General features: G+C 60.6%; 13 protein-coding genes and 1 tRNA gene. 10 read left to right on the top strand and 4 right to left on the bottom strand.

Annotation, left to right across the window (positions count from 1 at the left end; all coding sequences use genetic code 11):
• The 4 genes from LN996_RS22555 to LN996_RS22540 form a co-directional block, all read left to right on the top strand.
• The coding region (locus LN996_RS22555; RefSeq protein ID WP_308102753.1) for an RHS repeat-associated core domain-containing protein at window positions 1–1,270 on the top strand (1,270 nt) is incomplete at its 5' end.
• A 728-nt stretch (window positions 1,271–1,998) separates the two neighbouring features.
• Window positions 1,999–2,373 (top strand): hypothetical protein, encoded by a 375-nt coding sequence (locus tag LN996_RS22550; protein WP_231343311.1) that lies wholly within the window; start codon window positions 1,999–2,001, stop codon window positions 2,371–2,373.
• Between the two features lie 263 nt (window positions 2,374–2,636).
• Window positions 2,637–3,197 carry a DUF805 domain-containing protein gene (locus tag LN996_RS22545; RefSeq protein WP_231343309.1) on the top strand — a complete coding sequence of 187 codons (561 nt, stop codon included), beginning with the start codon at window positions 2,637–2,639 and terminating at the stop codon, window positions 3,195–3,197.
• Window positions 3,198–3,494: 297 nt separating this feature from the next.
• Window positions 3,495–3,752, top strand: a complete 258-nt coding sequence (locus LN996_RS22540; protein WP_231343308.1) for a hypothetical protein — start codon at window positions 3,495–3,497, stop codon at window positions 3,750–3,752.
• A gap of 160 nt (window positions 3,753–3,912) precedes the next feature.
• On the opposite strand, the gene LN996_RS22535 is transcribed toward LN996_RS22540, so the two are convergent.
• Window positions 3,913–4,002, bottom strand: a tRNA-Ser gene (locus LN996_RS22535).
• Window positions 4,003–4,139: 137 nt separating this feature from the next.
• Here LN996_RS22535 and LN996_RS22530 point away from each other — a divergent pair.
• Genes LN996_RS22530 through LN996_RS22520 form a run of 3 tightly spaced genes read left to right on the top strand, consistent with a single transcriptional unit; the run spans window position 4,140 to window position 6,560 of the window.
• Window positions 4,140–5,147 carry a zinc-binding alcohol dehydrogenase gene (locus LN996_RS22530; protein WP_231343307.1) on the top strand — a complete coding sequence of 336 codons (1,008 nt, stop codon included), beginning with the start codon at window positions 4,140–4,142 and terminating at the stop codon, window positions 5,145–5,147.
• A 3-nt stretch (window positions 5,148–5,150) separates the two neighbouring features.
• Window positions 5,151–5,549, top strand: coding sequence for a 6-carboxytetrahydropterin synthase (locus LN996_RS22525; RefSeq protein ID WP_231343306.1), 399 nt, complete (start codon window positions 5,151–5,153; stop codon window positions 5,547–5,549).
• Complete coding sequence (locus LN996_RS22520) at window positions 5,550–6,560, top strand: glycosyltransferase family 4 protein (protein ID WP_231343305.1); 1,011 nt, start codon at window positions 5,550–5,552, stop codon at window positions 6,558–6,560.
• On the opposite strand, the gene LN996_RS22515 is transcribed toward LN996_RS22520, so the two are convergent.
• Genes LN996_RS22515 through LN996_RS22505 form a run of 3 tightly spaced genes read right to left on the bottom strand, consistent with a single transcriptional unit; the run spans window position 6,538 to window position 7,929 of the window.
• Window positions 6,538–6,936: a hypothetical protein gene (locus LN996_RS22515; RefSeq protein WP_231343304.1), complete on the bottom strand. Its 399-nt coding sequence runs from the start codon at window positions 6,934–6,936 to the stop codon at window positions 6,538–6,540. The genes LN996_RS22520 and LN996_RS22515 overlap by 23 nt on opposite strands.
• Before the next feature lie 48 nt (window positions 6,937–6,984).
• Window positions 6,985–7,365, bottom strand: coding sequence for a VOC family protein (locus LN996_RS22510; RefSeq protein WP_231343303.1), 381 nt, complete (start codon window positions 7,363–7,365; stop codon window positions 6,985–6,987).
• Between the two features lie 27 nt (window positions 7,366–7,392).
• The gene (locus LN996_RS22505; protein ID WP_231343302.1) at window positions 7,393–7,929 is read right to left on the bottom strand and encodes a nucleoside deaminase; all 537 of its coding nucleotides are present in this window, start codon (window positions 7,927–7,929) and stop codon (window positions 7,393–7,395) included.
• Between the two features lie 22 nt (window positions 7,930–7,951).
• Between LN996_RS22505 and upp the strand changes: the two genes are divergently transcribed.
• From upp to LN996_RS22490, 3 genes are all read left to right on the top strand, one after another.
• Complete coding sequence (upp, locus tag LN996_RS22500) at window positions 7,952–8,587, top strand: uracil phosphoribosyltransferase (protein WP_159704801.1); 636 nt, start codon at window positions 7,952–7,954, stop codon at window positions 8,585–8,587.
• Between the two features lie 283 nt (window positions 8,588–8,870).
• A complete protein-coding gene (locus LN996_RS22495; RefSeq protein WP_231343301.1) occupies window positions 8,871–9,641 on the top strand; it encodes a hypothetical protein in 771 nt (256 codons plus the stop codon).
• Window positions 9,642–10,453: 812 nt separating this feature from the next.
• Window positions 10,454–10,831, top strand: coding sequence for a glyoxalase superfamily protein (locus LN996_RS22490; RefSeq protein WP_231343300.1), 378 nt, complete (start codon window positions 10,454–10,456; stop codon window positions 10,829–10,831).
• The last annotated feature ends 157 nt before the right edge of the window (window positions 10,832–10,988 follow it).

Here is a 10,988-nt window from a genome sequence, read left to right as displayed (position 1 = left end):
CCCCACCCCCGGAACCACCACAACAAACGGTGCCGGTGCCGGTGCCGGTGCTGGTGCGGGTTTGGGTGCCGGTGGTGTGTTGCCCGCCGGGATCGGCCTGACCGCTGGTGGCGGGATCGACATCGCCGGGCTCGAATGGCTCGGCAAACGCGCGTACGACCCGGCCACCCGGGGATTCCTCTCCACCGACCCCCTCGCCCCCGTCCTGGGCGCGGGCTGGGATGGCAACCCCTACTCCTACGCCGGGAACAACCCACTCAACACCACCGACCCCACTGGCCTGCGACCCCTCACCGACGACGACCTGAAAGCCTACGACGGCTCCTCCCGCGGCGCCCTCGCCGCCACCGGAGACTGGCTCGGAGACAACTGGGAGTATTTGGCTGGTGGTGCGATGGTGATCGCTGGTGGTGTGTTGATGGCTACCGGTGTTGGTGGGCCGGTTGGTTTGGCCTTGATCGGTGCGGGTGCTGACACGATCATCCAGAAAGCAACCACCGGTTCGGTCAATTGGGGGCAGGTGGCTTTGACGGGTGCCGTTGGCGTGGTTGCAGGGCCGTTGGCTGGGAAGGTCAGCAGCGTTGTGACGGCAGGGCCCGGTCGGGCTGGTACGGCGGTGAGTACGCAGTTGCTTCCTGCGATGGGCCGTGCGGGCTCCGTGGTTGCGTCGGGTGCGGCCAGGGCAGGATCTGCTGTGTCGGCTCTGGGTTCGCGTGTTGGGACTGCGGTCACTGCGGGAGTGTCCCGTGTCAGTGCCGGTGCGGGGAGTTACTTGTCGCAGTTGTCGGCCCAGCAGATGGGCCGGGCGGCACTGACGAATGGGATATCGGGGGGACTAGGCAACACAGGCATGTACCTTGTACAGCGATCACCGAACGAGTGGAAACCCGAGGGCGTCCTTGGAGCTGCAGGTGGCGGTATCGTCAGTGGAGCCATTGGCTCCCAAGCGGGCTATTTAGCCCAACCGCTGACAGGTCGGTTCTCGTCATTCGTTCAATACGGTGTCGGCGCGGGAGGATCACTCGCTGGCGGCTCCGTTGATCATGCGATTCGTGGTGAGGGCTACGGAGCCGCGGAGATGGTCTATGACGGACTGGGAGGGGGGGTGCTTACACGCTTCCCAGGGGCCGCGGAACTGAGTCCCAATCCAGGCTGGATGACTCACAGCATGGCAGCCTACGGCGGAGCGCATGCCGGGGCTATCGTTGAAAGCGTGAAATTTGTGGGCAATGAAGTTGTAAAGCAAGGAACAGGGGCGCCACTGTGGTAGATGATGAGAATGGTGCAAAGGGGAATTCGGGGGCAAAGGATGATTTCACGGATGAAGATCTGCGATTGGGAAGGAAAGCCTGTAGATATATAGACATACTTTGCGTGATTGTCGCATTGCTTTGTATAGGTATTGCAGTGTTTGTTTTCACTCACGTCCCTTGGGATACGCGAATGCCCTACGACGGGAGGTTTGATCGCTCTGGCAATGGGATTCCAATGCAGATGGCCATGCTCATTGTGTTTCTTGTGCTCTTCCTCTTTTGGCGGTCCGGTAGAAAGCCTGATGCGCACCGGATGCGAAAGGGATCTCGCGTCGGGACCTACATTCTAGGAACAGCCATGATCATGGCATGTCTTGCTGGCCAGTGGGTTATGGGTCAGTCCATCCTTACTGCAGGCGGTTACTTCGGAACTTAGTATTTCTTTCCGTTCTGTGGTGGCGTGAATTTTCCGGTCTTGGGTGGAGGCGACATCTCGTTGAGGTCGCTTTCCGGGTTTGGCATGGGGCGCGCTGCTGAGTCTGCCTCTATTGCTACGCCGGGAACAATCCCCTCAACACTCCTGACCCGACCGGGTTGCGGGCCCCTGAACGACGCGGACCTGAAAGCAACGACGGCTCATCCCGCGGCGGCCTCGCCGCAGCAGGATGAGTGCTGAAGTATTGAAGGAGCGAGGGGTTTGAGCACAAATGCCGTTGTTGACGAGTCGTGGAAGTGAACTAAATTAGTGTCGAAGAAAAAGGCGTATGTGCCAACGAAACGGGTAGCCCCCGAATGGTACTACTGGTTGGGGGTTCTATTTCCAGGTGTTCTGGTTCTAATTACATGTATTAGAAGAGCGCCGGAGTTTGGGCTTTCCGTCTGGGTGGCAAACATTGTGGTTTCTGCGGTCGCCGTATTATGTGTGGGCGGGTTGACTTACTTGAAATCAAATTTTGTTTCCGCGGTTGCTTTTGGGGTTGTAATCATAGGAGGAAGCTTGGCTGTCGCCGGACTCTCCCATGTTGTGCCGGTCATCGTAGTCGCTTACGGTTCGTTATGGGCGGGTGCAGCAGCCGGTCTATTGATTGGCCTGACACTGACTGTCGGCGAACGTCGTTAGCATTGAGTTGGTGACTGTGATTTGTGTTGAATGCCCCAAGTTGCTTGAGCTGCCGTAAAGTGCAGCGTTCGCGGGGAGGTCTAATGGAAGAAAGTATTCGATTCTGGGTGCGTGAGGTTTCGACTTCTGATCAGTGTTTTTTTCGTTTTGCTCATGCATATTATCTTCTACGGATGAGATTATTGCGGCGCAGAACGATTGCGTTTGGAAGATAGTTGTTTGTTGGTTTCTATAGATGGTTTCTGGGAAGGACATGAAGACAGATGGATATCAAGACTGTTGAACCTGCAGGCGGAGGCGTTGCGGAGGTTACGGGTTCGGACGAGCTGGCTGGTCCTCTATATGGAGCATCGTTTGGTAAGTCGGTGAAGCGGTTCTTTGCCAAGTATGCGAAGTTCGCTGGTCGCGCCTCGCGGAGTGAGTTCTGGTGGAGTCAGCTTTTCGTTTTCCTGGTCATGGTGGTCCCATACCTCGTGATGACGATCGGGTTCGTGGCCAGTACTGCCTGGGCTCAGCAGAACCCTAATGTGCAGTCCATGGGTTTCGATCCGGCCACCGGGAAAGAAGTGTTCTATGAGGCCGCTCCTGGTATTGTGAACGCCCCGACTGGAAGTCTCATGGTGGTAGGTTTCATTCTCGTCGTTGTTCTGGGGCTGGCCATTGTGGTGCCGCAGCTGTCGTTGCTTTGGCGGCGTTTGCATGATGCAAATCTTGCGGGTCCGCTTGCGTTCGTTGGGCTTGTTCCGATGGTCGGTGGACTGGCTGTTTTGATTTTGGCGCTTATGCCGTCCAAGACGGAAGGTCGGCGCTTCGACCCCCGGTGACGGGCGGGGCATCAGAGGGGGGCTGGTGGAAGTCGGGGCGCTCCTTGCGGGCCTGGTGGCGGATGCCCAGCGGGCGGCTAAAGAGGGTCTGCACGCGCTGGATGGGACTGAGCGTGTGCGGGGCCATGTACTGGGCTGCGGGAAGTCGACTTTGGAGGGCAGCTAGTGGACAACCATCGTCAACGGCGACCGAATAGTGCTAGCGCGCTTCGTGAGTTTTGGCTGAGGATGCTAATCCCAGCGGTCCTGCTAACGGTTTTGGTTGCGGTGTTAATCGGATACCGGCCCCACCAAGAGATGGCATCGTCCTTTCTGGTTGTGGGGCTGGGCTTGCTGGCGAGTGCCGCTGTGGGCGTCCTGAGCGGCGTCAAAGGTCCATCGTGGGCCATATATGTACTGATTGTGCTGGAAGTGGGGCTACTCCTCTTGTTGCCCGCCCCGTGGCAGGGCCTCGCTCTGGTAAGCGTCCCTGTGTCGGCCATCGGATTCATGATGGGTAGGGAGATCGCTTTCCTCCGCATCAACAGGACGCAAGGGGTTCCGCCGACCACCTGAGATGTGGCGCGTGAGCTGATCGCTGATTATCGGGACGTCTCCACCGTGCAGGTCGTCACTCGGGTACCGCATGAGGACCTGGAAGTCTCGGTGCTTCGATACAGACATAAGAAAAGGCCCCGCCTCCCTAATAAACAAAGGGAAGCAGGGCCTTTCTCATTGGCGGTGACGGTGGGATTTGAACCCACGTTGGCTTTTACACCAAACAACATTTCGAGTGTTGCACCTTCGGCCGCTCGGACACGTCACCAACTGAAATAGGCTACCCGAGATTGGCCCGGTTCCCCAAAACGAGCCCCTCTGGACCCGCCCAAAAAGCGGGCGGCGCACCCATCAATCCACGCCAACTTCCGTCCGCAGCGCCCCAGCGATAGATTCGTAAGTATCATGACGATTTCGCAGGAACACGACCGAGAACACGAAGCCCACGCCTATTGGGTCACGGAGACGGGCGATGGTGAGCTGCGCTCCGAAACCATCGAGACGCCGAAAGAAGGCGAAGCCCTAGTCAGGACCCTGTACTCAGGCGTCAGTCGGGGCACGGAGCGCGTGGTCCACGAAGGCCGCGTCCCGGAACGCGTCGCAGATCTGATGCAGGCCCCAAATCAGGAAGGCGACTTCCCGGGCCCGGTCAAGTACGGCTACCTGAGCGTCGGGGTAGTGGAACAAGGACCAGACGAATGGCGGGGAAAGACTGTGTTCAGCCTGCATCCCCACCAAGACTTCTACGTCGTCTCCACGAGCCAGCTCACGGCAATCCCGGAGGATGTCCCTGCCCGTCGCGCCGTGCTCACGGGCATCGTCGAAGTCGCCATCAACGCCCTCTGGGAAGCCGGACCGAGGCTGGGTGACCGTGTCGCCGTCGTTGGTGGTGGTCTGGTGGGTGGCGTCCTGGCGACGCTTCTGCGGAAGTATCCGCTCGGTCGACTGCAGCTGGTGGATGCGGACCCGGAGAAGCACAAACTGGCGAAAACCATCGACGTGGATTTCGCCCTGCCCCACAACGCGAACAGCGACAACGACATCGTCTTCCACTGCTCCGCCTCCGACGACGGCCTCAAGCTGAGCCTGCAATTGGCCGGAGACGACTCCGACGTCATCGAGCTCTCATGGTTTGCAGACAAGGAAGTCACCCTGCCACTCGGCGAAGACTTCCACGCTCGCAGGCTCAACATCCGCTCCAGCCAGGTCGGCGCAGTCGCCCTTCCGCGACGGCACCGGCGAACGAATGCCCAGCGCCTGCAAGAAGCGGCGAACCAGTTGAAAGACCCGCTGTTCGACGCGTTCCTGACCAGCGAATGCCAGTTCCGGAACCTGCCCACCACACTCGTTAAATTGTTCGAACGGCCCGGCGGTTTCTGCCACGTGGTCGCCTATCCCACCCCGGAGGATTAGTACATGTTCAGCCTGACCGTCCGACGCCACTTCATGATCGCCCACAGCCTTCCCCGCGAAGCGTTCGGCCCGGCCCAAGGTCTCCATGGCGCGACGTTTGTGGCCGAAGTCAGTTTCCGCCGCCCGGATCTCAATGACGACGCAATCGTTCTGGACATTGGCGCAGCGGGCGGCATCCTTGAGGAAATCCTGGAGGACCTGAACTACAAGAACCTCGATGAGCACCCGGCATTCAAGGGCAAGCTCTCCACCACGGAGGCCCTCGCCAAGCACATCGCCGACGCCATGGCCACCCGGATCCAGGACACCGCCGACGGACCGGCACTCAGCGGCATCGACGTCATCCTCCGCGAAAACCCCGACGCGTGGGCTGGCTACTCGCTGGAGCTTCCGGTCAAGTAAGTGCAGATCCGCTTCCTGGTCCCGGGGAACGTCCGGCACGGCTCCGGCGGCAACAAGTACAACGCCAAGCTTGCCGAGCATCTGACCGCCTTGGGTGCCACCGTTGAGACAGTAACAGTCGACGGCGATTGGCCGGTTGGCAGCCCAGCGGATCGGCAGCGGTTCTCTGACATGCTCGACGGCGGTGCAACCGTGATTGCTGACGGTCTGGTTGCGAGCGGGGCACCGGAGGAGATCGCCGCCGCGGTCAATGCCGGGACCAACGTGTGGATCCTGTCGCACATGGCTTTGGCGTACCACCATGACCTTGAGGCCAAGGCGTTGGTTGCAGCTACGGGCGTCATCTCCCCGAGTGCCCACGCCGCAGCTGAGCTGGAGGTGAGGCACGGCACGCAGAACATCGTCATTGCCACGCCTGGTGCGGAGAAAGCGGACGTCTCGGCAGGTTCAGAGCCGAAGCACATCGTGGCCGTCGCGGCGTTGCTGCCCAATAAGAGCCAGGAACTTCTGGTGCACGCACTGGCCACCCTGCAAGACGTTGAGTGGACCGCCGCCCTCATCGGCTCGGAACACGCTGACCCGAGCTACGCCGCCGAGGTGAGGGCCGCCGTCGAGCATTACGGGCTGGAGAACCGCATCCACGTGACGGGGGAACTGACTGGGCGGGCCCTGGAGGATCAGTGGCAGAGGGCGGACCTCAGTGTCCTCCTGTCGCGCTCCGAATCCTTCGGCATGGTGGTCACTGAATCGCTGGCGCATGGCGTTCCGGTTCTTGTCCGGCAGGGGACAGGGGCCGTTGAAGCCCTCGGCAGTGCGGACGCGGGTTTGGTGCTGGACCTGGGAGACCCCAACAACCTGGCCGACACCCTCAAGAACTGGCTTACTACCCCCGTCCTCCAAGAGCGCTGGCGCAACAACGCCCTCCAAGCCCGCCAGCATCTACAAGGCTGGGACACCACTGCCGCCACTGTCCTCAGCGGGCTGGGGACTAAACCACAAAGTTTGCTGTAGCACTGGTCGAGCAGGCAGAGGGATCGAACGGCGGATCCCACTCCAACTTGGCGGTCGTCTTCGCAAGGGGCGTGGTGGAGCCCGTGAGGTAGACCGTTACTTCCATGGTTTTTATTCCGGCGGCGATCCATAGGGGGTTGTCGGCCACAGCGGCGTGGCGCTCGGTGTCAGAGTCCGGCGTGTACACACATGCTTCCTGCCCCGGACAGTTGACGGTGTACTCCAAGGTTTCCCACGACGTTCCAAGCCGGGAAAAATCGATACTCACGTCAGTGCGCCGAAGCATCGAATCGCATGCCTGTTGTCCGCATGCCGTCATAGTTCCGGCGACCACCACAGCAGCAAGACAAAAAGCTCCCCACGACTTTTTGAGCATGGGCCAGTCTAAGCTCAACCGTCGGCCGCGCGGGCAAAACGGTCAGAGTCAGCCCGAACCGTACGGCCGCGTGATCGCCTCAAGGAAATGCCCATCGGGGTCGCAGAAGTAGATTCCACGGCCGCCGTCGTTGTGGTTGATCTGGTTTGCTCGGGAACGGGCAGGGTCCGCCCAATAGGGAATGTGCTCCGCGGTGATTCGCAGGAAGATCTGGTCGAATTCCTCTTCGCTCACCAGAAAGGCGTAGTGCTGCGGGGCGATGGCACCGCTCGCCTCAAGGAAGTCCAACGTGACACCGTTGTCCAATGCCACGGTGACGAAGGACCACATGGGTTGCGGCTTCGGAAGGCCGAAGATATGGGCGAGGAACTCCGCGGAACGGTGCTTGTCCGTGGCGTAAACGATGGTGTGGTTGAAACTGACAGGCATGGCTTGCTCCCGATATGTTCGGCTACGTCAGGCGGGTGGGCGGTGCTCCGGTGCCGGCACCCGGTGCGAGGCGAAGAAGTCCCTTAGCAGGACCGCGCACTCTTCCTCGCGGACCCCGGCGTAGACCTCCACCCAGTGGTTAAGGCGGCGCTCGCGGAGGATGTCGAACACAGATCCCGCGGCTCCCGCCTTCTCGTCCCACGCACCGAACACGACGCGCGGAATCCTGGCCAGGACGATAGCCCCGGCACACATGGCACACGGCTCAAGCGTGACCACAAGAGTGCAATCCTCAAGCCGCCAACCGTCTCCGTCCTCGCCCACTTCGAGTGCGTGCCGTTGCAACGCAGCGGCAGCTTCGCGGATGGCGACGACCTCTGCATGGGCGGTCGGGTCCCCGTGCGCCTCCCGTTCGTTGCGTCCCGAACCCAGCACGCCGCCGTCGGGCCCCAAGACGACAGCGCCAATGGGGACGTCGTCAGTTTTCAGCGCCAACCGGGCCTCGTCCAGGGCAAGGCCCATCCAGGCCATGTGGTCTGCGTGATACGGCTCGGTGGCGCTCATGTCTCAATGATAGTTTTGGGGGATGCGCACACTCGTCGTGGACCACCCGCTGGTCGCTCACAAGCTCACCGTACTGCGGGATAAGAACACCCCTTCACCGGTCTTCCGGCAACTCACTGAAGAACTCGTCACCCTCCTGGCCTATGAGGCCACCCGCGAGGTCAAGACGCAGCCAGTCGAGATCGAGACCCCTGTCACCAAGACCATCGGCACGGCCTTCACCAAGCCCACGCCGCTGGTGGTCCCCATCCTGCGCGCAGGCCTGGGCATGCTTGAGGGCATGACCAAGCTGGTCCCCACCGCTGAGGTCGGCTTCCTGGGCATGGCCCGCGATGAAGAAACCCTGGACATCATCACCTACGCCGAGCGCCTCCCCGAGGACCTCACCGGCCGCCAGATCTTTGTCCTGGACCCCATGCTCGCCACCGGCGGCACCCTGCGCGAAGCCATTAAGTTCCTCTTCAAGCGCGGAGCTTCCGACGTCACCTGCATTTGCCTGCTGGCTGCTCCGGAAGGGTTGTCCAAGCTGGAAGAAGAGCTCTCCGATGCCAACGTGAAGATCGTCCTCGCGTCGATTGACGAGAAGCTCAACGAGAAGTCGTACATCGTGCCCGGCTTGGGCGACGCCGGGGACCGCCTCTACGGGGTGGCCGGCTAAGGGGAGACCCCTACCGGTTTCCCACATCTTTGGCTGTGCCGCGCTTGTAGTAACTGCGGTGGGCTCACGGGCAGCCATGCTCTGACTTTTACTTGCTTGCCAGTTCACGCCGGTGGTGCCATGACCCTAAAGCGGCGCCCATATCCCTCGTCATTCTGAGCCTCTAACTTGTGTCTGCTTATGGCAGACTAAGTGGTCCTGAATATGGTTCCCGTCACGTTTCGTGCCCTGAGTTCACTTCCATAGCGGGCGGACCCTCCTCCCGAATTGTGATGGGGGACGAATGCGATTGAAACAATTCGCTGCACTCGCTAGTGCTTCGGCCATAGTCATTTCTCTGCTGGGGCCAGCGGCTGCGCAAGCCAAGGAACATGATAAGACCGGAAAGGAAACTGCCGAGACAGCGGCCGCTGTTATCCAGGAGGCCGTGGTCTCCGCGGGCCAAGACTCGGCTGCTGCCGTGCAACCGCACGCAGAGTCGTCCGATTCGGTAACAACTAACGTCAGGGAATCGACCGTCGAAGTTTCAAAGGACGGAGGAGATGGCACTGCATTGCTGGACGGAGGCGCCGACGGGTTGCAACTCTCGTTGGAACTGCCGACGAGCGGTCAGGCAGACGATGCTGCAGTGGCCGAGGATGGTACAACCGTCTTTGCGGACCCAAACAGACATACAGACGTTGGAATTCAAACGCTTGAAGACGGCGCCGTTCGGGAATTGACGGTCATAAATGACCGGCAAGCGCCTACCCGCTACGACTACAAAATTGATGCTCCTGAGGGCGTAGCCCTCACGCTGGCTGACGGTGGTGCTATTTCAATCAAGGGCCTGGATGGGTCGGATCAGGGCATGATCCTTCCAGCTTGGGCGGTCGATGCGAACGGCACGGCAGTGAGAACCCATTATGAGGTGTCGGGGAATACCGTGACCCAAGTCGTGGAACATAACACGCCAGGTCTCGCATACCCAGTGGTCGCCGATCCAAAGGTCTACTACGCATGGTGGCAGCTATTCAGTTGGTCAGAATGGGCTGGAACAGCTACTACGGCATGAATCAGCTTTCCATTGAGCTTTCTGGTTGGGGACGCTACGACGCTATCTTCAATGCTGGTCAATTCTTGAGCTCGGGTTGGAACCTTCTCCGAACGAAACATTCATCATGGATGTTTACAGCGTCCATGTGGCAGCAATGGGAATGCCATGTGCTTGGAGGGATGGCTGAATGGGGAACCTTCGACTTAGAGTACGAACGTTATTCAAATCCAAATTGGCGAAGCCGGATTGGAATGTGGCCCATATCCCAGACCTGTAACTGGTAGCCAAAGGAGGACTTGGCGATGCCGAGACATGCCGTGCATAAGTGGGTCCTGCTGGGAACTACGCTGTTTCCGTGGGCACTCGGATCCTACGCCGTCTACGTCACTTCGGCGCAGTTTTCCGGTCTCGGCATCTTCGAGTCCTACCGGGCATTTGAGGCCGGTTCCAACCTAGGCAATGCCTTGTGGTTCCTTCTTTGGACAGGGATCTCTGCTGCGGTGTGTTGGTTTCTTGTGCGAAGACCGGGCCCCATCGGAGCGGTTCAATCCGGGTGTCACGCACTATACTGCTACGGCACTCCGGCCGCCCTACTGGTTTTTCCAGACGCAGCCATGGGTTTCGCGGTTTCGCACGTCCGGGCGTTCACAGACGACACTGTCTTGCATTCGCCCGTGGTCGAGTTTCTTGTTGTCAGCGGCATGGGGGCTTTGGCCTGCGCTTTCGTCATGTCCCTCGTATTCAAGATAAAGAAGCCGCGTCGTGAGGCTTAGGCTGCCGAAATCAAAGACCCCTACCGGTTTCCGCCATGCCCCGTTAGCCTGTGGCGCATGGACTGGAAACTTGAACTGGTATTTGTCCCTGTCTCCGACGTCGATCGCGCGAAGGACTTCTACGTCAACAAGGTTGGTTTCAACGCCGATTTCGATGAGCGTCCCACGGACGGCATCCGCTTCGTGCAACTGACGCCGCCGGGTTCGGCGTGTTCCATCGCCATCGGTGAAGGTCTCACCGACGCCCCTCCGGGTTCGGCTCCCAACCTGCAAGTGGTGGTGGCGGACATCAACAAGGCCCATGAGCACCTCAAGGCCAACGGGGTGGAGGTCAGCGATGTCGACGTCCAGGACTGGGGTCACTTTGTGTACTTCGCTGACCCTGACGGCAACCAGTGGGCGGTGCAGTACCTTCCGCAGCGGCCGAATGGCTAAGTCACACTTCAGCACCACCCCATGAGCGTGGGGGGGGGGGGGGGGGGGGGGGGGGGGGGCGCCGCCCCGGCCGCGCGGCCCCCCCCCCCGCCCGCGCGGGGGGGGGCGCGGGGGGGGGGGGAGGGGGGGGGGGGGGGGGGGGGGGGGGGGGGGGGGG

The organism is Arthrobacter sp. AK01 (assembly GCF_021109375.1).
GTDB lineage: Bacteria > Actinomycetota > Actinomycetes > Actinomycetales > Micrococcaceae > Arthrobacter.
This window is presented reverse-complemented; position numbering and strand designations above follow the sequence as displayed.